Here is a 26156-nt window from a genome sequence, read left to right as displayed (position 1 = left end):
GATGGAACTGCCTGTCGTCGTCGGTGTGGACGGCTCCGAGCCGAGCCTGCGGGCCGTCGACTGGGCGGCCGACGAGGCCGCCCTGCGCGGTGCACCGCTGCGGCTCGTGTACGCCTCCCTCTGGGAGCGGTACGAGGGCAGCGCGCTCGCCGCCGACCTCGGCGGGCCCTCGGCGGACGTCACCGCCGAGGCGATCCTCCTGGCGGCCGCCGAGCGGGCCCGGCTGCGTCGGCCCGAGGTCGAGGTCACCACGGACGTGCTGCCCGAGGAACCCGAGTACGCGCTGGTGAGGGAGGGACGCAACGCCGCGTTGCTGGTGCTCGGCACCCGGGGCCGCAGCGGTCTCGTCGAGACGCTGCTCGGCTCCGTCAGCCTGACCGTCGCCGCCCACGCGGACTGCCCGGTGATCGTGCTGCGCGGTGCCCACGACAACCAGGTGCGGCCCCACTCGCACCGCCGTGTCGTGGTGGGCGTCGGCGAGAAGGCGCCGGAGTCCGCCGCCCTGCGCTTCGCCGTCCAGGAGGCCCGGCTGCGTCACGCGCCCCTGGAGGCCGTACGCGCCTGGCGCTGCCCGGCACACGAGAGCACCGACCACCCCCTCCTCACCGGCGAACCCGCCCGGCTGCACGAACAGCACGCCGCCGACGTCCTGGAGGAGGCGCTGACGGACGTACCGGCCGACGTGACCCTGCATCGCAGCACGGCGGAGGGCCCGGCCCGCCGGGTGCTTCTGGCCGCCTCCTGGGACTCGGACCTGCTGGTCGTCGGCGCCCGGCGCGGCAAGGGACACCGCGGACTCCAGCTGGGGCGGGTCGCCCATACGGTGCTGCACCACGCCCACTGCGCCGTCGCGGTCGTACCCGAGCGGGCGTGAGGGGACGCGCCGGACGTCAGAGGAGGTCCGCCGCGTGATCGGGGACGTAGGTCTGGAGATCGCGCGGCGGGCGCACATACCCGGTCGAGGCGGGCCGCTCCGGCAGTTCGAGGACCGGTGGCGGCACATCGTGGTACGGCAGGGAACCGAGCAGGTGGGCGATCATGTTCAGCCGGGCCCGGCGCTTGTCGTCGCTCTCGACCACGAACCAGGGAGCCTCGGTGATGTCGGTGTGCACGAGCATCTCGTCCTTCGCCCGGGAGTAGGCCTCCCAGCGGGTGAGGGACTCCAGGTCCATCGGCGACAGCTTCCAGCGCCGCAGCGGGTCCTGCAGACGGCGCCGGAACCGCTCCTGCTGCTCGGTGTCGCTCACCGAGAACCAGTACTTGCGCAGCAGGATGCCGTCCTCCACCAGCATCCGTTCGAAGATCGGGCACTGCTGCAAGAACAGCCGGTACTCCTGGTCGGTGCAGAACCCCATCACGTGCTCCACGCCGGCCCGGTTGTACCAGGACCGGTCGAACAGCACGATCTCCCCGGCGGCCGGCAGATGCTCGACGTACCGCTGGAAGTACCACTGGGTGCGCTGCCGCTCGGTCGGTTTCGGCAGCGCGGCGATCCGTGCCACGCGGGGGTTGAGGTGCTCGGCCAGCCGCTTGATCGTGCCGCCCTTGCCCGCCGCGTCGCGTCCCTCGAAGACCACGACCAGCCGGGCGCCCTCCGTCCGGACCCACTCCTGAAGCCGCACCAACTCGCCCTGAAGGCGCGCCAGTTCCTTCTCGTAGGTCTTGCGCGGCACCGCCGCTTCCTTGCCCGACATGCCGCCTCCACCGCCCGATGACCCGTGCCGACCGCGTCCGGAGCCGGTGTCCGCGGTCGGACACCAGGACGCCACCGTACTGACCGGGGAGGAGGCGCGCACCCGGGGCGGCCGGGCGACTTCCCCGGTGGGCCGGATCGGCTCCCAAGCCGGGTTTCACGGACGACGGGCCGTTCGCCTCGTAGGGGCCGGCCGTCCTCGCACAGCTCCGCCCCGTTTCGGCCCGGGCGGTGTGACGGGCACGTCGGCTCGATCAGGGCCGATCGGCCCCCCGCGCGGTCCCGGTCAGCCCTGTGCCCGCCGTCCTCGTCGCCGCACCATTGAAGTGTCATCTGCGAGGAGGACAGCCATGACGGACGACCTGCTCGACCGGCCCACGGTGCATGCGCTGCTCGCCGACGGCACCACCGTGTGCATCCGCCCCGTACGGCCCGCCGACCACGACCGGCTGCGGGGGCTCTTCGAGGAGATGTCACCTGACAACCTCCGGCTGCGGTTCTTCGCGGCGAGCCGGCGTTCTGCCACCCTGTCGGCCGACCGCGCCTGCGCCCCGGCCCCACCCGGTCACCGTGCCCTGCTGGCCGAGACGGACGGCCGGGTGGTCGGCCTCGCCGAGTACGACACCGGGGGAGCCGAGGACGGCGCGGAGATCTCCATCGCCGTCGCCGACGGACTGCACCACCGGGGCGTGGGCACCCTGCTGATCGAGCACCTGGCGTCGACGGCGCGCGCCGAGGGCATCACCACGTTCACCGCCGACGCCCTCAGTGAGAACCAGGAAGTGCTGCGCCTCTTCGCCGACCTCGGTCTGCACGTCTCCCGCCGCTTCGAGGGGCCGGAGGTCCGCTGCACGGTCCGACTCGACCAGGACGACGCCTATCTGTCGGCCGTCGAGGCCCGGGGCAGGACCGCCGACGTGGCCAGCCTGATGCCCCTGCTGAAGCCGTCCGTGGTCGCCGTGGCCGGCGCCGGACGCACCCCGGGATCCGTGGGCCGGGCCATCCTGGAGCACCTGCGCACCGGGGGCTTCACCGGCCGGCTCCTCGCGGTGAACCCCGCCGCCGACTCGATCCTCGGCGTGCCGTCCTACCCGTCCGTCGCCGCCCTGTCCGAGAGTCCCGACCTCGTGATCGTGGCCGTACCCGCCGCCGCCGTCCCCGACGTGGCCGAGGAGTGCGGGCGGGCCGGGGTGCGCGCCCTGGCCGTCGTCACCGCCGGACTCGACCGCACCCAGGCGCGGCAGCTCCTGGCTTCCTGCCGCACCCACGGCATGCGACTCGTCGGACCCAACTGCCTGGGCATCTGCAACACGGCCGCCGAGTCGGGTCTCGACGCGACCTTCGCCGCCGGCCACCCCCGCCCCGGGACCGCGGGGGTCGCCGTGCAGTCCGGGGGAGTGGGCATCGCACTCCTGGACGGCCTGTCCCGGCTGGGCATCGGCGTCTCCTCGTTCGTCTCCCTCGGGGACAAGTACGACGTCAGCGGCAACGACATGCTGCAGTGGTGGGAGAGCGACGGCCGTACCGACCTCGCCCTGCTGCACCTCGAATCCTTCGGCAACCCGCGCGCCTTCTCCCGCACCGCCCGACGGGTGACCCGCCGTATCCCGGTGCTCACCGTCGACGCGGGCCGTACCGACGCCGGTCGCAGAGCGGCCGCCTCGCACACCGCTGCCGCCGCCACCCGCACCATGACCCGCGCCGCGCTCTTCACGCAGGCGGGCATCACCGCCACCCGATCGGTGGGAGAACTGCTCGAAACGGCGGCACTGCTCCACTCCCAGCCGCTGCCCGGGGGGAGCCGCGTCGTGATCGTCACCAACGCGGGCGGTGCCGGAGTCCTCAGCGCCGACGCCTGCGCGGAATCCGGGCTGGCTCTCCCCTCGCTCGCCCCCACCCTGATCGACGAACTGCTCGACGTGTTGCCGGACGGCGCGTCCGTCACCAACCCTGTCGACGTGACCGCCGCGGTCTCCGAAGAGCAGCTGACCCGGTGCGTCGACCTGCTCACCCGGTCTCCGGGCGTCGACGCCGTCGTGGTGGCCCTGGTGCCCACCGCGGTGGCCGCGGCCACCGGTGACGACCTCGTGCGCGCCCTGGCGCGGGCCCTCCCACGGCGGGAGCGCCCGGTGCTCGCCGTGCGGCTGGAACAGGACCTGCCCGTCCGGCTGCTGCCCGCCGCCGACAGCGGCGCGATCCCCTCCTTCGCCGACCCCCTGGCGGCGGCGCGGTCGCTGGCCCACGCGGTCGCCCGGGCCGCCTGGCTCGCCCGGCCCGCGGGAGTCGTCCCCGACCTCGACGACGTCGAGACGGTACGCGCCCGCACGGTCGTCGAGGAGTACCTGACCGCCCATCCCGACGGCGGCTGGCTCGACCCGCGGACCTGCGCCGACCTGCTGGCCTGCTACGCCGTCCCGCAGATCCCCTGGGCGTGGGCCGAGACGGAGGACGACGCCGTACTCGCCGCCGACCGGCTGCGCGGATTCGACGGCCGGGTCGTGATGAAGGCCCACTGGCCGGGGCTCCTGCACAAGTCCCAGCAGCACGCCGTCCACCTCGACCTGCGCGGCACGGCCCAGGTGCGGGCCGCGTTCCGCGACCTGGAGACGCGCTTCGCCGGGCTGATGACCGGCGTGGTCCTGCAGCCCCTCGCCTCGCGCGGCACCGAGCTGTTCGCCGGCGTCGTCCAGGACGAGGTCTTCGGCCCGCTCGTCCTCTTCGGACTCGGCGGTACGGCCACCGAGGTGCTCGCCGACCACGCCGCCCGCCTCGCCCCGCTCACCGACCACGACGTCCACGAGCTGATCACCTCGCCGCGATGCGCCCCGCTGCTGCTCGGCGCCGACGGCGGCCCTCCCGCCGATCTCGAAGGTCTCGAGCAGGTGCTCCTGCGGCTGTCCCGCATGGCGGGTGATCTGCCCCAACTCGCCGAGGCCGACTTCAACCCGGTCCTCGCCACGCCCGGCCAGGTGACCGTCCTCGACGCACGGATCCGGCTGCTTCCGCGTCGGCCCCACGACCCCTACCTGCGTCGACTGCGCTGAGGAGGTGACGGACGGGAAGCCCCGCACGGTGTCGCCGACGACCGGCTGCGGCGACTGTCAGAAAGGAGGCGGACACCATGTCCGGCAACGTACTGGTGGCCTACGGAACGACGAACGGGGCGACCGCGGAGATCGCGGACGCCGTCGCCGAGGTACTGAACAAGAACGGCCTGACGGCCGAGGCACTGCCCGCCGCCTCCGTGCCGAGCGTCGAACCCTACGACGCGGTGGTCGTGGGCGGCGGACTGTACGCGGGGCGGTGGCACAAGGACGCGCGGCGTTTCGTGCGCCGGCACCGCGACGAACTCGGGAAGCGGCCGGTGTGGTTCTTCAGCAGCGGTCCGCTCGATCCCTCGGCGTCCGAGCGGACGGTACCGCCCGTGCCCGGTGTGCAGCGGGCCATGACCCGACTGGACGCCCGGGGGCACGTCACCTTCGGCGGATGCCTCCGAGAGGGCGCCAAAGGGCGGGTGGCCGGCATGATCCTCCGCTCCGGAAAGGGCGGCGACTACCGGGACTTCGCCGCGATCGAGGCGTGGGCGGGCGGTGTCGCCGACGCCCTGACGGTCGAGTAGGAGGAAGTCGGCAATGCGTCGGCTCCGGCACCGGGCGAGAACGGGCGGCCGGCGCGGACGGCTGACCCCGAACGCGCACGCCACGGTGGCGCGATGTGCCGGGGGACCACCCGGCACGGGCGCAGGGCCGGACGGCCCAAGCGGAACAGGCGGCGACTGGACAGACTGGTTGTGAGAAGCGGTACCGGCACGCGGACAGAGGACGGTGAGCGACACCATGAAGGGCTACGTCTTCCACGGGCCCGGGCGATCCGCCTGGGAGGAGGTCCCCGACCCGGCCGTCAAGGAACCGACCGACGCCATCGTGCGGGTCGACAGCGTCACCATCTGCGGCACGGACCTGCACATCCTCAAGGGAGATGTGCCGGAGGTGCGGCCGGGCACGGTGCTGGGCCACGAGGCCGTCGGCGAGATCATGGAGGTCGGCGGCGACGTCCGGACCGTACGCCCGGGCGACCGCGTACTGGTCTCCTGCATCACCGCCTGCGGGCGCTGCCGCTTCTGCCGCGAGGGCGGCTACGGCCAGTGCCGGGGCGGAGGAGGCTGGATCCTCGGCCATCTGATCGACGGCACCCAGGCCGAGTACGTCCGCGTCCCCCACGCCGATCTGTCCGTGCACGCCCTGCCCGGCGCCATCGAGAGCAAGGACGCCGTGCTGCTGGCGGACATCTTCCCGACCGCCTACGAGGTGGGTGTCCTCAACGGGCGGGTGGGCCCCGGAGACACCGTCGTGGTCGTCGGGGCCGGACCCGTCGGCCTCGCGGCGATCGCCACTGCGCAACTGTTCGCGCCCGAGCGGATCGTCGCCGTCGACATCGCCGCCTCCAGGCTGGAGGCGGCGAAGCGGCTGGGAGCCCATGCCGTCGCCGAAGTGAGCGAGGATCCCGAGCAGCTGGTCGCCGATCTGACCGACGGTCTCGGCGCCGACGTGGCCATCGAGGCGGTCGGCGTGCCCGAGAGCTTCGAGTTGTGCACGCGCATGGTCCGGCCCGGCGGCCACGTGGCCAACGTCGGCGTCCATGGCAAGCCCGCGACGCTGCACCTGGAAGACCTGTGGATCAAGAACGTGACCATCACGACCGGCCTGGTGGACACCAGTTCCACGCCCACCCTGCTGCGGATGGCCGCCGCCGGCCGCCTGCCGACCGCCCAGCTGGTCACCCACACCTTCCCGCTGGACCGCATGGATGAGGCGTACGACGTCTTCGCCCGCGCGGCCGACACCGGCGCCCTCAAGGTGGTGCTCGGCGGGCAGCCGCATGAGGAGATCGCCGTCCGGGCGACCTGACACGAGGACGTGAAGAGCCATGACCGAACGGACACAGACCGACGCGGCCCAGCGCCGGCCCTCGAGCGACCTGGGCCGACGGGTCGCCGCACGCCGCGACCAACTCGGGCTGACACAGGAGGAGACGGCCGCGCGAGCGGGCATGGCCGCCGCCTATCTCGCACACCTGGAGCAGCACGCAGGTGCCGCCCCGGGCGCGGGCACGCTCCTCGCGCTCGCGGGGGCCCTGGAGACCACCGTGCCGGCCCTCACCGGAGGCGACACCGACCGGCCACCTGGTCCCGGACAGGCGGGCCGGACCCCGCGGTTCACGGAACTGAGCAGGACCGAGTGCGGTGACCTGCTGTCCACCCACGGTGTCGGAAGACTCGCCCTCCAGACAGCTCAGGGGCCGACGATCCTCCCCGTCAACTACACGGTCGTGGACGGCACGATCGCCTTCCGTACCGCGTACGACGCGACACCCGCCCTGGCGTCCGGCAGCCCTGTCGCCTTCGAGGTCGACCGCATCGACGACGCGTTCAGCGAGGGCTGGAGCGTCCTCGTCCGCGGCCACGCGCGCGGTGTCACCGATCCGCAGGAGGCGGCCGGGCTCGCCCGGCAGTCCTACAGCACGCCCTGGGCCGGCGGACGCCGCGATCTGTGGCTGCGCATCGAACCGTACGCCGTCACGGGACGCCGGATCGAGACCTGAGCCGGGCCCTCCCGCCGGAAACCAGGGACCGATGGTCCCTGGTGCGGGGCCGGTTCGCCCTTCGACCATGAGACGTGCCGTAGCGCCGGGCGGGGTGAGAGACGAGAGAGAGCAGATGGACGCCATCGACGGATTTCGCGAACTGGGAACGCAGGAGTGCCTGCGTCTACTGGCCACCGTGCCCGTGGGGCGCATCGTGTACACCCGGCACGCGCTGCCCGCCGTACTCCCGGTCAACTTCTGCCTCGACCGCGACGGCGCGGTGCTGGTCCGCACGTCCGCTTCCTCGGATCTGGTCGGCGCGATCGACCGGGCGGTGGTCGCCTTCGAGGCCGACGCCTTCGACGGGGTCGCACACTCCGGCTGGAGTGTCGTGGTCACGGGAGCGGCGGCCGTGGTGGCCGACCCGGCCGAGCACGCCAGGCTCCTCGCCACCGGGCCGCGTTCCTGGGTGCCCGCGCCCGAGGAGGTGTTCGTACGCATCGATCCCGAGCTGGTCACCGGACGCGAGGTCGTCGGCGGACGCACGCTGTACGGGGTGCGCTTCCCCTCCTGAACGCCCTTCGGCGGTACGGCACTTCGGGGGACGGATGGGTGCGCCGCGACGTGAACGGAGCGGCACCGCGGGGGATCGGTGCCGCTCCTGATACCACTGTCCCTCATGTCACGCCGTTCCCACAGGTGCCGTTCGGCCCCCTGTGGCCGGGCCGGACGTCCCTGGTGTCCTCCGCCCACGGGCAACCTCGCGGCCACTCCGGAATCGCCTCGGGCTACTCGGCAGCGCGGGCGCCGTCGGCGGCGACGGTCAGGCTGTTGACGACGCCGATCACGCCGTCCACGCGATAGGTGTGCCGGAGGGCGAGAGGGATGTCGCCGGGGTCCCGGACGGTGCCCCGCAGCGTGACCGTCCCGTCCCGGACGGAGACGGCCACACCGCTCGCGGGCAGCCCGAGGACACGGCTCACCACCTCCTCGCGCACGTCCCGGCAGATCTCGCCGTCCGTGCGCAGGAAGACCCGCAGCAGATCCCGCCGGGTGGCGATGCCGATCAGCCGGTCCTCCTCGTCCACCACCGGCAGGCGCTCCACGCCGTGGCGCTCCATCACGCGCGCGGCGTCCGCGATCCGCTGCTCCGGATGCACGGTGACGGCGGGCGTGGACATCAGCTCCGCCGCGGCGACGGCGCGCCCCCGCGATGTGCCGAGACGGGCGAAACCGTCGGACGGGCGGCGCCGCCCGAACCGCATGACCCGGAGCCCGCCGGGCCGGGCCGCCTGGTGGCGGACCAGATCCGTGCCCGAGATCACTCCCACGACCTTGTCGTCGTGATCGACCACGGGCAGCCCGCTGATCCGGTGCCGTTCCAGCAACCGCACGACGTCCTTGAACGAGGTGTCCCGGCGTGCCTCGACGACGTCGCGGGTCATCACCTCACCGACCGTGCGGGCCATGGCACCCACATCCCTTCCGCCTGCGGTCCGGCCGGGCGGCCTCTGGGGACGGCGGCCCGGCGTACGACCTCAGCCTTCCCCGCCCACGGTGGCGGCGGCAGGTGCCGAGCGTCCCGCGAGGGGGACCGACCCGCCCACGGTCCGCCGGACGGACGGCAGGGACGGAAGGGGCACATGGTCCCGGCGGCGGCCTCTCGCGGGCGGGCGACGGGTCCCGGCCGCGAACGGGGAATCGGCCCCGACCCGCTACCGCGTCCTCGGCTCCGAGTACTAACGTGGCCACATGATCGGTATGGATGTCCGTGCGACCTGAGGAGCACACGTGGGAAGCCCCGAGGACGTCCGCGTACGCCTGCCCCACCTGCGGCTGGACGAGCTGCTCGAGGAGTTGCAGGCACGGCTGGACGCGGCTCGCGGCACCCGTGACCGGGTGCACAGCCTCCTGGAGGCGGTGCTGTCGGTAGGCCGTGAACTGGACCTGGAGCAGGCCCTGCACAGCATCGTGGAGGCCGCGGCGGTCCTCGTCGACGCGGAGTACGCGGCCCTCGGCGTGATCGGCCCGGACGGCAAAGGCCTCTCCGCGTTCCACACCATCGGGGTGAGCGACGAGCAGATCGCGAAGATCGGCCCCTTCCCCGAGGGCCACGGCATCCTGGGCGAGCTGATCAGCCACCCCGAGCCGCTGCGCCTGGCGAAGATCAGCGAACACCCGTCCTCGTACGGCTTCCCGCCGCACCACCCCCCGATGAACACCTTCCTCGGCGTCCCGATCCGCGTGCGCGACCAGATCTTCGGCAACCTGTACCTGACCGAGAAGCACGGCGGTGCCCAGTTCGACGAGGAGGACGTCTCGGTCACGCTCACGCTGGCCGTGGCCGCCGGCGTCGCCATCGACAACGCCCGGCTGTACGCCGAGTCCCGGCTGCGCGAGCGCTGGCTGCAGGCGAACGCGGACATCGCACACAGCCTGATGTCGGGGGGAACTCCCGCCGAGGTCCTCGGCCTGATCGCGGAGCGGGCGGGGGAGATCACGCAGTCTGCTCTGGCGGCGGTCGCGCTGCCCATGGAGGACACCGGTTCGCTCGCGGTCGAGATCGCGGTGGGGATGGACGCCGACGCGCACCGCGGACTCGTCCTGCCCATGGACCGGAGCCTGATGGGACTGGCGTTCTCAGCAGCGGCCCCCGTCTCCACCGCGGACGTCACCCAGGACGACCGGATCTGCCCGGACCCGCCGCGCTTCGGCGGACTGGGACCCGCGGTCGCCGTACCCATCGGCACCGGCGAGGCGGGCGCGCGCGGCGTGGTGCTGCTGGCGCGCGAGGACGGCGGACCGGCGTTCACGCAGACGGAGACGGAGACCCTGAAGGGCTTCGCCGCCCAGGCGGCCGTCGCGATGGAACTGGCGGAACGCCGTCAGGCCGCCGAGCAGGTCGCGGTCCTCGAAGACCGTGACCGCATCGCCCGCGACCTGCACGATCTCGCGATCCAGCGCCTCTTCGCCACCGGTATGACCCTGCAGAGCGCGGGCCGCTTCATCGAGCACCCTCAGGCCTCCGAACGCGTGGCGCGCGCGGTGGACGACCTCGACGAGACCATCAAGATCATCAGGTCGACGATCTTCGGCCTGCGGAGCCGTGACGGTTCACGGGAAGCCGGCCTGCGGGCCCGTGCCGTGCGCATCGTCGGCGAGGCGGCGCCGGTCCTGGGCTTCGCCCCCAGCGTGCGCATGGAGGGCCTGCTGGACACCGACGTGCCCAGGGAGACCGCCGAGCACGTGGTGGCCGTTCTCTCCGAGGCCTTGACCAACATCGCCCGGCACGCCCGTGCGAGCCGGACCGAGGTGGTCCTGGCCACGGACGGGCGGGAGGTACGGCTGACGGTCACGGACAACGGCGTGGGCGTCCCGGCCGGGGGCCGTCGGAGCGGGCTGCGCAACATGGCCGAGCGCGCCGAACAGTCTGGCGGCGGCATGGACCTGGACGTACCGGAGGGCGGCGGCACCGCGATCACCTGGCGGGTACCGCTGAGCAGGCCGTAGACCGCGGGCCGACATTCGTGGGCCACCCGTCGGCCGCGGTGCGGGCAGTACGCCACGCACGGCGTCCGCCAGGCCCGCGGGACGCACGCCTCTCCGCGGGCCGTCCCGGCCCCCGCGCCGCCGGCCGTGCGAGCTGCCCGATGGCCTCGCACACCGCACACTGGTGGAGTGACCGGCATGAGCGACCGCCCGATCGCCGACTACGCGCTGCTCTCCGACTGCCAGACCGCCGCGCTGGTCAGCCGTGACGGTTCGGTCGACTGGCTGTGTCTCCCGCACTTCGATTCCCGGTCCGTCCTGGGGCGCCTGCTCGGCCCCGAGGCGGGGCACTGGTCGATCCGCCCGGCCGGCCCGCACACCTCACGGCGGGAGTACCTGGACCGCACTCTGGTACTGCGCACGGAGTTCCGCACCGACGGGGGACTGCTCACGGTCACGGACGCCCTCGCCTCCGGACTCGACCAGCGCGGCCACGACCTCGGCCGCGACGCGCCGCACGCCCTCCTGCGCGTGGTGGAGTGCGTCGAGGGCGAGGTGGAGATCGACATCGAGTTCGCGCCGAGACCCGAGTACGGAGTGGTCCGCCCGCTGCTCATCGCGCAGGAGGGCGGACTGCACTGCCGAGGAGGCCCCGACACGCTCGGCCTGTGCAGCCCGGTGCCTCTGCGGATCTCCGACATGGCCCGCGGCCGGCACGCGATGCGCGCCGGTGAGAGCGTGGCGTTCGCGCTGCACCAGGTGCGCGCGGGCGGCGGCCCCGAGCTGTGGACCCAGGAGGACATCCACACGCACCTGCGCGACACCGTCCGCGGCTGGTGCTCCTGGTCGGAACTCCACCAGACGTACGAGGGTCCCTGGGCGCGACTCGTCCAGCTGAGCGGCCTCGTCCTGCAGGGGCTCACCTTCCAGCCGACCGGGGCGATCATCGCCGCGCCGACCACCTCACTGCCGGAATCGGTCGGCGGCGTACGCAACTGGGACTACCGCTTCGCCTGGGTCCGGGACGCCTCCTTCACCCTGGACGCCCTGTGGGTCGCGGCCTGTCCGGACGAGGCCGAGGCGTTCTTCCGTTGGATGGCGCACGCCGCCGCGAGTGATCCCAGCAGGCCCGCGCCGATGCAGATCATGTTCGGCATCCGAGGCGAACGCGACCTCAGTGAGCGCCAGTTGCCGCATCTGCCCGGCTGGCGTGACAGTCGTCCGGTCCGCGTCGGCAACGACGCCTGGCAGCAGCACCAGTTGGACGTCTACGGCGAACTCCTGTCCGCCGCCCACCGGTTGCGCCGGTACCTCGGCGATCTCGACGCCCCGACCAAGGCGTTCCTCGCGGGCTGCGCCGACGCCGCTGTCACCCACTGGCAGTCACCCGACCAGGGCATCTGGGAAATCCGCGGCGAGCCGCGGCACTTCGTGTACTCCAAGCTCATGTGCTGGGTCGCCGTCGACCGCGCGATTCGCCTGGCCGACGAACTCGACGCAGGCGAACGGGTCGCCGAATGGTCGCGGGCCCGGGACGAGATCCGCACGGCGATCGAACAGCACGGCTGGAGCGACACGGCGGGCGCCTACACGCAGAGCTTCGGCTCCGACGTCCTGGACGCGTCCGTGCTGACGATGCCCATCGTCGGGTTCCTCGCCGCCGACGCACCCCGGATGCGCGCCACCATCGACGCCGTCCGGGAACGACTCACCGGCCCGGACGGGCTCGTCCACCGCTATCTGCCCCCGGACGACGGTCTTCCCGGCGGCGAAGGCGCCTTCCTGCTCTGCACCTTCTGGCTGGCCCAGGCCCTCGCCCTCGCCGGAGACGTCGAAGCGGCGCGCGACCTCTTCGAGCGCGCGGCGGGCTGCGCCAACGATCTCGGGCTGATGTCCGAGGAGGTCGACCCGGTCGGCGGGGAACTGCTCGGCAACTTCCCCCAGGCCTTCAGCCACATCGGCCTCGTCAACGCCGCGTGGGCCATCCACCAGGCCACGCTCTTCGACGCCTGACACCGCTCAGGGAGGCATACTCGGCGGCCAAGAGACACGTCAGGATCTCTGTCCGGCGAGAGCCGTACGTGTATCGCGGTCCGGGCTCCTCCTGCGGAACGGTTCGGACCGGAGAGGCGGAGCCGGTGGTGCCACCGAAAAGACGTGGTCCCTCCTGACCCCGGGTGTGATCATGTGCGGATGCTCTTCCGCGCCGCCACGGCAGACCCCGCAGACCTCGACCGCGCCACCGCCTACGCGGCCGACGGGCCCATACTCGCCCTGGCCGCGGAGAGGATCCGTGAAGAGCTTGCGAGCAACCAGTTCCGTCCCGAATGGATCTGGTTCGCCGAGGACGAGCGCGGGGAGATCCTGGCGCGCGCCCTGTGGTGGGGCCGTGCCGACAGCACGCGGCCGATCGCGCTCGACTGCCTCCAGGTGCGTGCCGGTGTGGCCGACCCGGTCGCCTTCGCCTCCGGACTGCTCGCCGCCGGCCACGCCGCCTTCGGGGCGCTGCCCGTCTACAACGTCTCCCTGCCCGCCGACTGGCGGGACAGCCCGGCCCTGGTCGAGGCGGTGGATTGGCGCAGGGAAGCGGCGGCCGAAGCCGGCCTGAGCAACGAGATCGAGCGTCTGCGCTTCGAGTGGACCCCGGCCGCCGGGGTCCACGAGCCCGCGGGGAAGCTCGTCTTCCGGGACGGTACGGACGAGGAGTTCCTGGACGCGTTCGTCCGGCTCTCGGCGGGGAGCCTGGATCTGCACACGCGGAACGAACTCCGGTCGATGGACGCCGAGCAACTGGCCCGCGAGGACATCGAGTTCTACCGTGACTGCCCCGGCGAGCGCTCCTGGTGGCGCCTCGCCGAACTGCCGGACGGCACCCTGGCGGGCCTGGCCATCCCCTCGGCGACCCCCTACCACCGCAACGTCGGGTACCTGGGCGTGGTCCCAGAGCTGCGCGGACAGGGCCTGATCGACGAGATCCTCGCCGAGATCACCCGGTTCCACGCCGGCGAGGGCGCCGACCGCATCACCGCCACGACGGACACGGTCAACACGCCGATGGCCGCCGCGTTCGAGCGCGCGGGCTACGAGACGACGGAGATCCGGCTCGTCCTCGAACCGCCGGCCCGGTGAGCGCGGATGTCTCACGTGGTCGTTCGTTGATGCGGCATGATGCCGGATCGTGGGTGCTGATCTGTCGCGTCGGCTCGTGCCGGACGAACTGTGGGAGCTGACCGTTCCGTTGCTGCCGAGGTTCAACTCCCGTCCGCAGGCCGGTGGTACGGCTCCAGTGGACGAGAGGGAAGCCACTTCCTTGCCTTCTTCGGCCTTGCCGCAGCCCTGGCCTGCTGCAAGCGGCTCGCGAAACTCGCCATGTGAGGCATCCTCTAAGCCTTGATCGGCGCGGCCGACCGGGCGGCCTGCTCGATCTTCGCGCGGTGGGCTGCACGGGCATCCTCGTCGATCCGCTGCTCGTGTTCGGCGCGCAGTCCGGTCCGGCCGTCGAGGCCTTCGCGCAGGATGTCGGCGTGACCGGCATGCCGGACGGTCTCGCTGAGGACATGGGTCATAACAGCGAACAGGTTCGTTCTGGAGTGAGGCTCCGGCCACCAGGGCACGTGTCCGGAGGCGTCGAGGGGAAGCCCGTTGATCGTCGCGTCCGAGTGTTCCCACGTGCGCTGGTAGAACCCGATGATCTGATCGCGAGTCTCGTCCTCGGTCGCCCACTGATCGCTGCCGTCGGAGTCCTGCCACGGGGACAGCGGTTCCGGGGAAGGGCGGTAGAAGACCTCGCCGAAGTACCTGGCCTCGACGGTGGCCACGTGTTTGACCAGGCCGAGAAGGTTGGTCCCGGTCGCTGTCAAAGGTCGGCGGGCGTCGTATTCGGACAAGCCGTCGAGTTTCCAAAGCAGCGCCTGGCGGTCCCGCCGCAGTCTCCCGTGCAGATTGTCTTTCGCGAATTCATCGATCATGCGGCATGAGCCTGCCATGGGCTGCTCGTGGTCTCCAGATCCGGCACGTGGTCCGCAACGGCCGGCAGAGCTGCGTTGGACGTGCCCGTGAGTGATCAGGGAGACGGCGAGGCCGAGGAGGAAGGCTTCGTGGATGCCGTCGTGCTGTTCCCAGCGGATGCGCAAGCGGCGACAGCCGCGGCGGGCCGACAGTCACGTGATCAACAGCTCTTGCTGGAGCCAGTAAGCCCATAGGCCCGCCTTACGGGAGCGGGGGGCCTGTGCCGGCGATGGCCGGAAGGGTGGGGTATCCGTCGTTGCGGCCATCGCGGTGGCCGCCAAGGATGGACACCATGACGCAGCGGCCCGCGTCGCCGGGACTTCGGCCCACGATGTCCCGGCGGACGCGACCGCTGAAGCCGGCCATGGAAGGGCACACAGTGCAGATCGCGATCGTCCTCTTCGAACGCTTCACCGCCCTGGACGCGGTGGGACCCTACGAGATGCTCTGCCGTATCCCCGGCGCCGACACCGTCTTCGTGGCCGAGCAGCCGGGCCCCGTACGCAACGACCGGGGCGACCTGGTGCTCGTCGCGGAGAAGCGACTTGAGGAAGTGGCGGCGCCCGAGATCGTCGTCGTGCCCGGCGGACCCGGCCAGTCCGCCCAGATGGAGAACGAGGCGCTGCTCGACTGGCTGCGCACCGCCGACCGCACCAGCACCTGGACGACATCGGTCTGCACGGGCTCCCTGCTGCTCGCGGCGGCCGGGCTCCTCCGAGGACGCCGGGCCACCTCGCACTGGCTGGCGCTCGACACCCTGGCCGCGTTCGGGGTCGAACCGACCGGCCAACGCGTCGTCACGGACGGCAAGTTCCTCACCGCGGCAGGCGTCTCCGCCGGGATCGACATGGGCCTCACCCTGGTCGGCAAGGTGGCCGGCGACGACCACGCGCAGACCGTCCAACTGGCGACCGAGTACGACCCCCAGCCGCCGTACGACGCCGGGTCACCCGAGAAGGCCCCGGCCGGGCTCGTGGAGAAGCTCCGTGCCGGAAGCCGGTTCATCCTTCAGTAGGGCCCGGCACACAGGCGTTGCTCCGCGTCTGCCGAGGGACTGCTCCTCATGTCACGCGGGGCTGCGAAGGAAACGAGAAGATGAGCGTCGCGCCGACGGGTCAGGCCGTACCAGAGGGTTGCACCAGCGTCGCGCCGTGGGCGGTCACGGTCGACACCGGAGGGACGCTCGACTTCGTCACCGCCGCGTTCGGCGGTGAGGAGATCGCTCGGGTACCGGTGGAGGACGGCAGAATCGGTCACGGCGAGACCGGGTCAGCGACACGGTCGTGCTTCGACCTGAAGGCCGACGGGGGCCGTGACGTCGCCTTGGACGTCCGCGTCCAGCGGGTCAACGCCACGGTGGAACGGCTGGTCGAAGCCGGTGCCTCGGTGCTGCGGATCAGGGACGAGCCGGACGAGGGGTTCTGTGCCGCCGCGATGCAGGACCCCGAGGACAACGAATTCGACGTCGTCTGAGGGGCATTGAGCCTGAGGGGCCCGCGGCGGTGATGGTCTCACCCCTCCACGGACGAGACCAGCGCAGTCGCCCCCCCCAGGTCTCCATGCGAGGTGCCGTGCGGTTCGGTGTGTGTCCGGCTGAAAAACCGCGCTGCGCGTTGCTCAGGCATTCCATCCCGGAACTCAACTCCTACTAAACTTAACCGGTTTGGCTCAGGCGGTTGCCCTGGCGGAAGTCTCCTCCTAGCCTCTCTCCCAGCCGCTGGTCGAAGACATCCGCCATCACTCCCGTATCACCGGTTCGGGAAACAAGTGGCGGTCTTCAGCGGTGACGCGCCGTCCCGCTGTCCGGTGTGAGCCGCACGCCGGACACCCGGGCAGCGGGACCTCATCCAGGTCCGCGTACTCCCTGTCGCCGACCCGGCCCGGGTGTGCGAAGGGCCGACACGTCCGTGCCCCCGCCCGGGGCCGGCCGGGCGAACCGTACGGACAGCCCTGCGCTGAATGTCAGTGCCGTACGACCGAAACGCGTGTCGGGCGCGGTCCACACGAGCGATCACCTTGGGAGCAGCAATGAGAAGAAGACTGGCCACCGTCGCGGGAGCGTTACTGGCCATGGCGGTCTCGCCAATGGCCGCGCCGACCGTCGCGCAGGCGCAGGCGGAACCGGGGTTCCACGTCAGCGACGGCCGTCTGCTGGACGCGAACGGACAGGACTTCGTCCTGCGCGGCGTGAACCACGCCCACACCTGGTACCCCACCAGGACGTCGCAGGCCCTCAAGGACATCAAGGCGCTCGGGGCCAACTCGGTGCGGGTGGTCCTCGCGACGGGGGACCGCTGGACCAGGAACGACGCCTCCGACGTGGCCGCGGTGATCAGCGGGTGCAGGCGGAGCCGGCTGATCTGCGTCCTGGAGGCGCACGACACCACCGGGTACGGGGAGCAGGCCGGGGCGGTCTCGCTGTCCCGGGCGGTCGACTACTGGCTGAGCATCCAGGACGTCCTGAAGGGCCAGGAGAAATACGTCATCCTGAACCTGGGCAACGAACCGCACGGCAATTCCGGCTACTCGGCGTGGACTTCGGACACGCAGACCGCCATCGCGCGTATGCGGGCTGCCGGATTCGGCCACACGCTCATGGTGGATGCCCCCAACTGGGGTCAGGACTGGTCGTTCACCATGCGGGACAACGCCGGGAAGGTGTTCACCGCCGATCCCGAGCGCAACACCGTCTTCTCGATCCACATGTATGGAGTCTTCGACACCGCCACCGAGGTGAACGACTATCTGAACCGGTTTACCTCGCAGCATCTTCCCATCGTGGTAGGCGAGTTCGGCGATGCGCACTCGGACGGTAATCCCGATGAGGACGCCGTCATGGCCGCCGCCCGGCGCCTGGGAGTCGGCTACCTGGGCTGGTCGTGGAGCGGCAACGGCGGCGGGGTCGAGTACCTCGATCTGGCAGCGGACTTCGACGCCTCCCGGCTCACCGCCTGGGGCCGGCGTCTCTTCGAGGGCGCCGACGGCATCAAGCAGACCGCACGCGAGGCCAGTGTCTTCGCCGCGGACCCGGACGACGGCTCGGCCGACGGGAGTTGCGCGGTCGGCTACCGGCTCGGCGACTGGGGCAACTGGTTCAACGCGGACGTGACCGTACGCAACACCGGCACCACCGCGGTGAAGGGCTGGCGGCTCGACTTCGCCCTCCCCGGGCAGCAGAGGGTCAACTCCGTCTGGAACGCGAAGGCGACGCAGGACGGCAGCCAGGTACGGGTCGTCAACGAGTCCTGGACGGAGACCATTCCTGCAGGGGGGACCGTGACCTTCGGCTTCAACGGCTCCTCCACCGGAACCAACGGCGTCCCCGCGGCCTTCACGCTCAACGGCGTTGCCTGCGCCGGTAGTTGAGGCACGACACGGATACAGGGCCGCATTCCTTGGGAGTGCGGCCCTGCGAGTGTTCCCGGCTACGAACCGGTCCCGGGAGCCCGGGCGGTGGAGCCCCTGGGGGTCAACGTGGGCGTCGGGGCCTGGTGCGCGCCCGTGTGCGTACCGTCGATGACGTCGAAGAGGACGCGTGCCACCTCGGCGCCGAAGTGGTGTACGTCGTGGCTCATCGCGGAGAGTGTCGGATGGGTGATCCGGCACAGCTGGGAGTCGTCCCAGGCGATGAGGGACAGGTCGTCGGGGACGGTGAAGCCCATCTCGGCGGCGACGCCCGCGCCCGCGACCGCCATGATGTCGTTGTCGTAGACGATGGCGGTCGGCCGGTCGGGGGCGAGGAGCAGCGAGCGAGTGGCGCGGGCGCCCTCCTTCTCGTCGAAGCCCGTCGCGATCTGCTTCGCCTCCTCCAGCCCGAGCTCACGCGTCGTGGACGTGAAGGCACGTGCTCGGATGGCGCTGTGGCCGAGGGTCGCGGGACCGCCGACGCGGGCGATCCTGCGGTGGCCGAGCGCGGCCAGGTAGCGCACGGCCTCGGCCACGGCGGAGGCGTCGTCGGTCCACACGGCCGGGAAGGGGCCGGTCAGCGAGGGGTGGCCCACCGCGACGGCGGGCAGGCCCGTGCCCTGGAGGGACGGCAGCCGGGGGTCGTCCTCCCGGAAGTCCACCAGGATCGCCCCGGCGATCATCCGCCCGCCCCACCAGGCCTTGTAGAGGGCGATCTCCTCGTCGAGGTCGCGCACCAGCCGCAGCAGCAGCGAGCAGGGCCGCTCCACCAGGATGCTCTCGATGCCGGAGATGAAGTCCATGTAGAACGGTTCGAGGCCGAGCAGCCGGGCGGGCCGGCACAGGGCCAGGCCCACGATGTCCACGCGCTGGTTGGACAGGTTGCGCGCCGTGGCGCTGGGTGCCCAGCCCAGCTCGCGGGCCGCTTCGAAGATGCGCTCGCGGGTGGCCGGGGAGACGCCGGGCTTGTGGTTGAACGCCAGTGACACCGCACCTTTGGACACTCCTGCCCGCGCGGCGACGTCTTTGATGGTGACGCGCTCCGGCGCGCCGCTCATGCGGCGTCCACGCAGTACAGGGCGGCCCTCACGTCCTGCACGTCGACCGGGCCGCAGCCGGTGACCCGCAGGCGCGTCTGCTCGCCGGGCAGCAGGGTCTGGGGGCCGCGGTCGCAGTGGGCGGCCGGAGCGATCCGGTCGGGCTGGAGCAGCAGATCTCGGACGAGGGTACGGGCGGTGACCACGATGTCGACTCTATCCTCCTGCCCGTCCACCGGCTTCACCTCGACGTCGTACGCCGGGCGGGGGTAGGCGAAGTCCTTGTCCGGGACGGGGAAGTGGAGTGCGCGCAGCCCGTCCGCGTCGGCGACCAGGAACTCCTTCGCGGACCGCTCGCCCGGGGCGAGGCCGTCGGGCACGGGGAGCCGGACGACCGAGCGGGGTGCGGCCGTCACCTCCAAGACGCTCTCCCGGATCAGGCTGCCGTCCGCCGCGCAGCGCCGCAGGGTCACCGCCGTGCGCCACGGGGTGGCGGACTGGTTGACGCCGGCGAGCACGAGAGCGTCACCGTCGGGCTGCACGGTCAGCAGGCGGTCGGCGTACACCCGGCGCAGCTCGTGGTAGAGCGGCTTCACGCGACCGTCGCCGTCGACGGCGGCCCAGGAGGTCACCGGCCAGCAGTCGTTGAGCTGCCATACGACCGTGCCGGCGCACCGGGGCCAGTGTGAGCGCCAGTGTTCGACACCCGCCGCGACCGCCCGCGCCTGCACCAGCTGGGTCAGGTAGTGCCAGCGGTCGAAGTCGTCCTCGGGCAGCGGGAAATGGCGGGCGAGGCCGCGGTCGAGCTTGCCGTTGCCGTCCTCCGCCTTCTGGTGGTGGAGCATGCCGGGGGAGTCGGGCGCGAGTCGCTCGCCGGGCAGGGCGCGTCGAAGGGTGGCCAGGGCCGGGGGCGCCTGCCAGCCGAACTCCGCGACGAACCGGGGCACGCTCGCCCGGTACGCGGCGTAGTCCTGTCGGTTCCAGACCTCCCACGAGTGATGGGTGCCGTGGGCGGGGTCGTTGGGGTGGTGGTCCCAGGAGCCGGACCAGGGGCTGCCGGCGGCGTAGGGGCGGGTCGGATCCAGTTCGGCGACGATGCGGGGGAGCAGGCCCAGATAGTAGCCCTCGCCCCAGGAGTCGCCAGCGAGGCTGCCCTCCCAGTCCCAGTCGCGGAACCCCCAGAGGTTCTCGTTGTTGCCGTTCCACAGCACCAGTGAGGGGTGCGGCATCAGCCGGACAACGTTGTCGCGGGCTTCGGCCTCGATCTCGCCGCGCAGGGGCTGTTCCTCGGGGTAGGCGGAGCAGGCGAAGAGGAAGTCCTGCCAGACCATCAGGCCCAGTTCGTCGCAGGCGTCGTAGAAGGCGTCGTCCTCGTAGATCCCGCCGCCCCACACCCGTACCAGGTCGACGTTGGCCTCGGCGGCCTGGGTGAGCCGGGTTCGGTAGCGCTCGGCGGTGATCCGGGAGGGGAAGGCGTCGTCGGGGATCCAGTTGACCCCGCGGGCGAAGACCCGTACGCCGTTGACGACGAGAGTGAAGCCGGTGCCGTGCTCGTCGGCCGAGCGGTCGAGCTCGACCGTGCGGAAGCCGATACGACGCCGCCAGGTGTCGAGAGGGCGCCCCGCGTCGTCGCTCACGGTCAAGTGGAGCTCGTAGAGGGGCTGTTCGCCGTAGCCGCGGGGCCACCACCGGCGTGGTTCGGGCACCTCCAGACGCAGTACCGCCTCGTCGCCCATGAGGACGGCCTCGGCACGGGCGCCGGCGATCCGGGCCTCGACGTGCAGGGGGCGCCCCTGCCCCTTGGCGGTGCGTTCGAGTTCCAGGTGCACCTCGACGCGGCCGGTGCCGTGATCCAGGGTCACCAGGGGGCGGACCCGGTCGATGCGGGCGGTGGACCAGTGCTCCAGGCGGACGGGCCGCCAGATACCGGCCGTCACCAGGGTGGGGCCCCAGTCCCAGCCGAAGTTGCAGGCCATCTTGCGTATGTACTGCGACGGTTCGGGATAGACGTTGGGCCGTTCACCGGTGAGGGCACGTACGGCGGCGGCCTCGTCGTAGGCGGAGGCGAAGCGGACCTGCAGATCGCCGGTGCGGCCCGTGACGTCGAAGCGGTAGCGGCGGTGCATGTTGCGGGTCGTGCCGACGGGGCGGCCGTCGAGGGTGATGGAGGCGGCCGTGTCGAGGCCGTCGAACACCAGGTCCGTGCGCTCGTGCGCGCTGTCGTGTGCAAGGGGGCGGACGTAGGTCCAGGCACGGCGGCCCACCCAGGCGAGGCCCGTCTCGTTGAGGCCGATGAGCGGGTCGGGGATGGCTCCGGCGGCCAGCAGGTCGGTGTGGACGCAGCCGGGCACCGCGGCCTCCAGCAGCTCCTCGCCGTGGCGCAGGCTCCAGCCCTCGGTGAGCTGCGTGACGTCCTTCATGGTGCGGCTCCAATCGCCTGACTCCGGCCGGTGGGACGGACAACGGCCGACAACCTAACCCGCAGATCAGACTCTGTCCATAAACCGGTCTAGTTCTCCGAGCGGTAGTCAAGTCCGCAGTTCCCGCACGTAGTTGTCCACCAGTCGTCCACTCCGGTAACGATTGGGCATCGTGCTGGAAATCCTAGCTTTACCGGTTAACCCCGAGCTGACATAGTGCCGACATCCCACCCGCAGAGCTGAGCCGCACACCTGAAGGAGCTGGGCACATGGGGAACAAGCAGACGCTCACGGGAGCGCTTCTGGCGCTCACGATGCTGACCGTCGCCGGCTGCAGTGGCCAGGGCGCGGCCTCCGGCGAGGAGGCGAAGGCACCCGCCGACCCCGCAGACGCCTCGGGCACCATCAAGGTCCTGACGCACCGCACCGACCTCGTCCAGGACGGGACGATGGCCAGGTACGCGGCCGAGTTCAACAAGATCTACCCCGAGGTGAAGGTCAAGTTCGAGGCCCTCACCGACTACGAGGGTGAGGTCAAGATCCGGATGAACACCGAGGACTACGGCGACGTCCTGATGATCCCGGCCGTCATCGCCAAGAACGACTACCCCAAGTTCTTCGCCCCGCTGGGCTCCGCGAAGGAACTGGCGTCCAAGTACCGCTTCAGCGACAAGACCGAGGTCGACGGCAAGGTCTACGGTGTCACGACCTTCGGCACCGCCAACGGCTTCCTCTACAACAAGGCCGTATGGAAGAAGGCTGGTATCGCCAAGTGGCCGACCACCCCCGGGGAGTTCGTCGCCGACCTGAAGGCGATCAAGTCCAGGACGGACGCCGTGCCGTATTACACCAACTTCAAGGACGGCTGGCCGCTGACCGCGTGGAGCAACGACATCGGCTCCGTCACCTGTGACGCCGAGGCCAACGACAAGCTCGCCGGTCCGGTCTCCCCGTGGAAGCGCGGCGGCGAGCTGAGCACGATCGACTCGCTCCTCTACGACATCGTCGAGGGTGACCTGTCCGAGAAGGACCCCAGCACCACCAACTGGGAGTCGTCCAAGGGCATGATCGCCCAAGGCAAGGTCGCCACCATGCACCTGGGATCCTGGGCCATCACACAGATGCGCGACGCGGCGGAGAAGGCTGGCACCGACCCGGACGACATCGGCTTCATGCCCTTCCCGGCACAGAAGGACGGAACGTACTGCGCGGTGCTTGCCTCCGACTACCAGCAGGCCGTGAACGTCCACTCCGACGAGAAGGTCGCCGCAAGGGCCTGGATCGACTGGTTCACGGAGAAGTCCGGCTTCTCGGCCAAGGAAGGCGCGGTCCCCGCCCTGAAGTCAGCCGCAATGCCGAGCACACTCAAGGACTTTGTTGACAACGATGTCACCTTCCTGGAGCGATCCGAGGCGAAGACCGGTGACGTCAACTCCATAGACAACGCGGCCGAGATCGGCCTCACCAAGCCGGACTACCGGCAGAAGCTCGTGGACACCGCGCGCGGCGCGCAGAAGGGCAACCTCGACGACTTCTTCGCGGATCTCGACAAGAGGTGGAACGAGGCGGCCGAGTCCGCGGGTTCCTGACCGTCGGCCGACCCCTGACCCTCACGCGGTACGGCCCTCGACCGGACCAGCGGGCGGGGGCCGACCGCCCGTCGCAGATCAGCGGACGACGAAAGGCCCGACATGACCGAGACGACAGGAACGGCACCGGCCAAGGTGCCGCGCACCGCCACCCCATCCCGCCGGACGCCGCGCCCGCGCCGCCGTGCGGGGCTCGGCGGCGGACCGCGAAGCACGCCCCTGCTGCGCCGCCTCACCCCGTGGTTCTTCCTCGCGGTCCCCCTGGTCCTGCTGGTCACGTTCACCTACGTGCCCGTGGGCAACATGATCTTTTACAGCTTCACCGACTGGGACGGAGTGAGCCCTGACCGCAACGTCACGGGCTTCGACAACTACCGGCAGATCTTCACCAGGCCGGAACTGTTCCGGGTGTTCTTCGTCAGCTTCTACTACCTCGCGGCCTCCGCCGTGCAGATCGTGGTCGCCCTGTACTTCGCCACCGTCCTCAGCTTCGACCTGCGTTTCCGGAACCTCTTCAAGGGGATTCTGTTCTTCCCGTACCTGATCAACGGCGTCGCCATCGGGTTCGTCTTCCTGTACTTCTTCCAGGACGGCGGCACGCTGGACTCGGTACTGTCCTGGTTCGGCGCCGGTTCCGACCACGCGTGGCTGGGCGACCCGGAGTCGGCCAACACTTCGCTGGCCGGCGTGTCCGTGTGGCGCTACACAGGACTCAACTTCGTCCTGTTCCTGGGCGCGATCCAGTCGATCCCTGCGGAGCTGTACGAGGCGGCCCAACTCGACGGAGCCACAAGGTGGCAGCAGTTCCGCCATCTCATCGCGCCCGGCATCAGGCCGGTGCTCGGTCTCAGCGTCATCCTCGCGATCTCGGGATCACTTTCGGTCTTCGAGATTCCGTACATCATGACCGGCGGCGCGACCGGTACGTCGACCTTCGTGATCCAGACGGTCAAGCTCGCCTTCCAGTTCAACAAGACGGGCCTGGCGTCGGCCGCCGCCGTCGTCCTGCTCCTGATCATCCTGCTGATCACCTGGATCCAGCGCCGCCTCGTGCCCGACGAGAAGGTTGACCTCGTATGACCACGGCCCCGCACACCCGGCCCCGTCGCCGCATCGCACCGGCGCTGACGTACCTGTCACTGATCGTCGCTTCGCTGATCATCATGGTGCCGCTCGTCGTCGTCTTCCTGACCTCCCTCAAGACGTCGAAGGAGGTCACCGACGGAGGGGCCCTGTCCCTGCCGGGGGACTGGCTCAACTTCGGCAACTACACGACGGCGTTCACCGACGGCAAGATGCTGTCGGCCTTCGGGAACACGGCGTTCATCCTGCTCTTCTCGATCACCGGGACGGTCCTCATCGGTTCGATGACCGCGTACGCCGTCGACCGCTTCGCGTTCCGGGCGAAGAAGCCGGTGATGGCGCTCTTCCTGATCGCGACGCTGGTCCCCGGAGTCACCACGCAGGTCGCCACGTTCCAAGTGGTCAACAGCTTCGGCCTGTTCAACAGCCTCTGGGCACCGATCCTGCTGTACATGGGCACGGACATCATCTCGATCTACATCTTCTTGCAGTTCATCCGCGGCATACCCGTCTCGCTCGACGAGGCGGCGCGGCTCGACGGAGCCGGCTCCTTCACGATCTACTGGAAGATCATCCTGCCGCTGCTGAAGCCGGCCGTCGCCACGGTCGTGATCATCAAGGGCATCACCGTCTACAACGACTTCTACATCCCGTTCCTCTACATGCCGTCCGAGGACCTGGGCACCATCTCGACGGCCCTCTTCCGCTTCAAAGGCCCCTTCGGAGCACACTGGGAGAACATCTCGGCCGGCACCATCCTGGTGATCGCCCCGACCCTGCTCGTCTTCCTCTTCCTCCAGCGCTACATCTACAACGGCTTCGCGCGGGGGGCGACGAAGTGACACCACGCGGCTCCGCGACGCATCCACCGCGGAGCCGCGGGTCACACCCTCGGCTGCCTTCGCGGTTCGCCGCGTCAGAACGGTGACGTGAGCGGGTGCCGAGGTGGCTCATCGCCCCCCTGGTATGTACTCGGTGCGGGTGGCACGATGAGCGTCCATGCATGATCAGAAAGCTTCTGCCGCTCAGGCTCTACGCCTTGTGACGTCCCGTTTCCCGGACGCTTTGGGGGCCTTGCTCGGAGGGTCGGTAACCCAGGGACGGGCGACCGCGACCAGCGATCTGGACGTGGCGGTCCTCCTGCCGGACACCGACGTCACCCGCCGTGAGGTCGTACGCCATGAGGGCCGCGTGGCGGAGCTGTTCCTCAACACCCTCGCGGACATCCCGGAGTTCTTCGGGTGGGACAGAGCCCGCCGCCGCGGCACGGTCCTCTTCCTCTATGACCAGGGCCTGCCCTTGTACGACCCGCACGGTCACGTACGGCATACGCGCGAACAAGCCAGTGCCGTGCTGGCCGCAGGTCCGCCTCCGCTCACGTCGGCGGAATGGGACCGGGGCCGGTACGGGCTCACCTGCCTGATGGACGACCTGGTCGACAGCCTGGGGAGCAGTCGGTACGAACAGCTGGTCCTCGCTGACTTCGCCCTGCGCGAGGCAGCTCACCTGCTCACCGCACACCACGGGGCGTGGACGGGCATCGGCAAGTGGCTGCCTCGCAGGCTGCTGAACGCGGATCCGGTACGAGGGAAGGCGCTGCTGGACGGGCATCGAGTCGTGGCGGAGAACGCCGACCCCGTTCCGTTGGCGACTGCTGTCGAGGACGTACTCCACCTTGTGGGCGGGCCGTTGAGGGAAGGGTACGCGCAGCCCTGGCGCTCGTGATCACGCCTCTGCACCGGTCCGGTCGGGCTGGTCCTGTCAGTTCGCCTCTTCGACCCGGGCCCGTTCGGCAGTGTGCCCATGCCACTGCTTCAGCTATCCGCTCGCGCGAACAAATCGGCAGCTC

General features: G+C 70.8%; 21 protein-coding genes. 16 read left to right on the top strand and 5 right to left on the bottom strand.

Translation table 11 applies throughout. The features are described 5' to 3' along the window. Position 1: 1 nt before the first annotated feature. Complete coding sequence (locus tag ACZ4VA_RS06090; protein WP_356167793.1) at positions 2-874, top strand: universal stress protein; 873 nt, start codon at positions 2-4, stop codon at positions 872-874. Positions 875-890: 16 nt separating this feature from the next. On the opposite strand, the gene ppk2 is transcribed toward ACZ4VA_RS06090, so the two are convergent. After that, positions 891-1694: a polyphosphate kinase 2 gene (ppk2, locus tag ACZ4VA_RS06085; RefSeq protein WP_468080060.1), complete on the bottom strand. Its 804-nt coding sequence runs from the start codon at positions 1692-1694 to the stop codon at positions 891-893. Between the two features lie 349 nt (positions 1695-2043). Here ppk2 and ACZ4VA_RS06080 point away from each other — a divergent pair, with 349 nt between their 5' ends. The 5 genes from ACZ4VA_RS06080 to ACZ4VA_RS06060 all read left to right on the top strand — a co-directional run bounded on the left by ACZ4VA_RS06080 (position 2044) and on the right by ACZ4VA_RS06060 (position 7850). Next, complete coding sequence (locus ACZ4VA_RS06080) at positions 2044-4737, top strand: bifunctional acetate--CoA ligase family protein/GNAT family N-acetyltransferase (protein ID WP_389389874.1); 2694 nt, start codon at positions 2044-2046, stop codon at positions 4735-4737. A 77-nt stretch (positions 4738-4814) separates the two neighbouring features. After that, the gene (locus ACZ4VA_RS06075; protein ID WP_355794585.1) at positions 4815-5312 is read left to right on the top strand and encodes a flavodoxin domain-containing protein; all 498 of its coding nucleotides are present in this window, start codon (positions 4815-4817) and stop codon (positions 5310-5312) included. 217 nt (positions 5313-5529) lie between these two features. After that, the gene (locus ACZ4VA_RS06070; protein WP_468080327.1) at positions 5530-6600 is read left to right on the top strand and encodes an alcohol dehydrogenase catalytic domain-containing protein; all 1071 of its coding nucleotides are present in this window, start codon (positions 5530-5532) and stop codon (positions 6598-6600) included. A gap of 19 nt (positions 6601-6619) precedes the next feature. Further along, positions 6620-7294, top strand: coding sequence for a pyridoxamine 5'-phosphate oxidase family protein (locus ACZ4VA_RS06065; protein ID WP_468080057.1), 675 nt, complete (start codon positions 6620-6622; stop codon positions 7292-7294). 115 nt (positions 7295-7409) lie between these two features. Beyond that, complete coding sequence (locus ACZ4VA_RS06060; protein WP_468080325.1) at positions 7410-7850, top strand: pyridoxamine 5'-phosphate oxidase family protein; 441 nt, start codon at positions 7410-7412, stop codon at positions 7848-7850. A gap of 214 nt (positions 7851-8064) precedes the next feature. On the opposite strand, the gene ACZ4VA_RS06055 is transcribed toward ACZ4VA_RS06060, so the two are convergent. Then, positions 8065-8745, bottom strand: coding sequence for a CBS domain-containing protein (locus ACZ4VA_RS06055; protein WP_468080055.1), 681 nt, complete (start codon positions 8743-8745; stop codon positions 8065-8067). A 322-nt stretch (positions 8746-9067) separates the two neighbouring features. On the opposite strand from ACZ4VA_RS06055, the gene ACZ4VA_RS06050 reads away from it, so the two are divergent. The 3 genes from ACZ4VA_RS06050 (at position 9068) to ACZ4VA_RS06040 (ending at position 13894) form a co-directional block, all read left to right on the top strand. Beyond that, complete coding sequence (locus ACZ4VA_RS06050) at positions 9068-10786, top strand: sensor histidine kinase (protein ID WP_452921442.1); 1719 nt, start codon at positions 9068-9070, stop codon at positions 10784-10786. Between the two features lie 177 nt (positions 10787-10963). Further along, the gene (locus ACZ4VA_RS06045; protein ID WP_468080053.1) at positions 10964-12778 is read left to right on the top strand and encodes a glycoside hydrolase family 15 protein; all 1815 of its coding nucleotides are present in this window, start codon (positions 10964-10966) and stop codon (positions 12776-12778) included. 180 nt (positions 12779-12958) lie between these two features. After that, positions 12959-13894: a GNAT family N-acetyltransferase gene (locus ACZ4VA_RS06040; protein WP_356167772.1), complete on the top strand. Its 936-nt coding sequence runs from the start codon at positions 12959-12961 to the stop codon at positions 13892-13894. 254 nt (positions 13895-14148) lie between these two features. Here the strand turns inward: ACZ4VA_RS06040 and ACZ4VA_RS06035 are convergent, their stop codons facing one another. Further along, positions 14149-14733, bottom strand: coding sequence for a DinB family protein (locus ACZ4VA_RS06035; RefSeq protein WP_355794112.1), 585 nt, complete (start codon positions 14731-14733; stop codon positions 14149-14151). 419 nt (positions 14734-15152) lie between these two features. Between ACZ4VA_RS06035 and ACZ4VA_RS06030 the strand changes: the two genes are divergently transcribed. The 3 genes from ACZ4VA_RS06030 to ACZ4VA_RS06020 all read left to right on the top strand — a co-directional run bounded on the left by ACZ4VA_RS06030 (position 15153) and on the right by ACZ4VA_RS06020 (position 18139). Further along, on the top strand, positions 15153-15788 hold the full coding sequence (locus tag ACZ4VA_RS06030; RefSeq protein WP_356167897.1) for a DJ-1/PfpI family protein: 636 nt from the start codon (positions 15153-15155) through the stop codon (positions 15786-15788). A gap of 80 nt (positions 15789-15868) precedes the next feature. After that, positions 15869-16246 (top strand): VOC family protein, encoded by a 378-nt coding sequence (locus tag ACZ4VA_RS06025; RefSeq protein WP_468080050.1) that lies wholly within the window; start codon positions 15869-15871, stop codon positions 16244-16246. Positions 16247-16801: 555 nt separating this feature from the next. Beyond that, the gene (locus ACZ4VA_RS06020; RefSeq protein ID WP_452921434.1) at positions 16802-18139 is read left to right on the top strand and encodes a cellulase family glycosylhydrolase; all 1338 of its coding nucleotides are present in this window, start codon (positions 16802-16804) and stop codon (positions 18137-18139) included. Positions 18140-18198: 59 nt separating this feature from the next. Here ACZ4VA_RS06020 and ACZ4VA_RS06015 read toward each other — a convergent pair whose 3' ends face one another. After that, positions 18199-19236 carry a LacI family DNA-binding transcriptional regulator gene (locus ACZ4VA_RS06015; RefSeq protein WP_468080047.1) on the bottom strand — a complete coding sequence of 346 codons (1038 nt, stop codon included), beginning with the start codon at positions 19234-19236 and terminating at the stop codon, positions 18199-18201. Then, positions 19233-21635 (bottom strand): glycoside hydrolase family 2 protein, encoded by a 2403-nt coding sequence (locus tag ACZ4VA_RS06010; RefSeq protein WP_468080045.1) that lies wholly within the window; start codon positions 21633-21635, stop codon positions 19233-19235. The genes ACZ4VA_RS06015 and ACZ4VA_RS06010 overlap by 4 nt, the downstream gene beginning before the upstream one ends. Positions 21636-21904: 269 nt before the next feature. On the opposite strand from ACZ4VA_RS06010, the gene ACZ4VA_RS06005 reads away from it, so the two are divergent. From ACZ4VA_RS06005 to ACZ4VA_RS05990, 4 genes are all read left to right on the top strand, one after another. After that, positions 21905-23224 (top strand): ABC transporter substrate-binding protein, encoded by a 1320-nt coding sequence (locus ACZ4VA_RS06005; RefSeq protein WP_356167757.1) that lies wholly within the window; start codon positions 21905-21907, stop codon positions 23222-23224. 102 nt (positions 23225-23326) lie between these two features. After that, positions 23327-24304, top strand: coding sequence for a carbohydrate ABC transporter permease (locus ACZ4VA_RS06000; RefSeq protein ID WP_356240801.1), 978 nt, complete (start codon positions 23327-23329; stop codon positions 24302-24304). After that, complete coding sequence (locus ACZ4VA_RS05995) at positions 24301-25149, top strand: carbohydrate ABC transporter permease (protein WP_355787334.1); 849 nt, start codon at positions 24301-24303, stop codon at positions 25147-25149. The genes ACZ4VA_RS06000 and ACZ4VA_RS05995 overlap by 4 nt, the downstream gene beginning before the upstream one ends. A gap of 157 nt (positions 25150-25306) precedes the next feature. Then, entirely contained in the window at positions 25307-26032 is a 726-nt protein-coding gene (locus tag ACZ4VA_RS05990) for a nucleotidyltransferase domain-containing protein (RefSeq protein WP_468080042.1), read from the top strand. The last annotated feature ends 124 nt before the right edge of the window (positions 26033-26156 follow it).

This window comes from Streptomyces sp. NPDC028308 (assembly GCF_055565855.1).
This window is presented reverse-complemented; position numbering and strand designations above follow the sequence as displayed.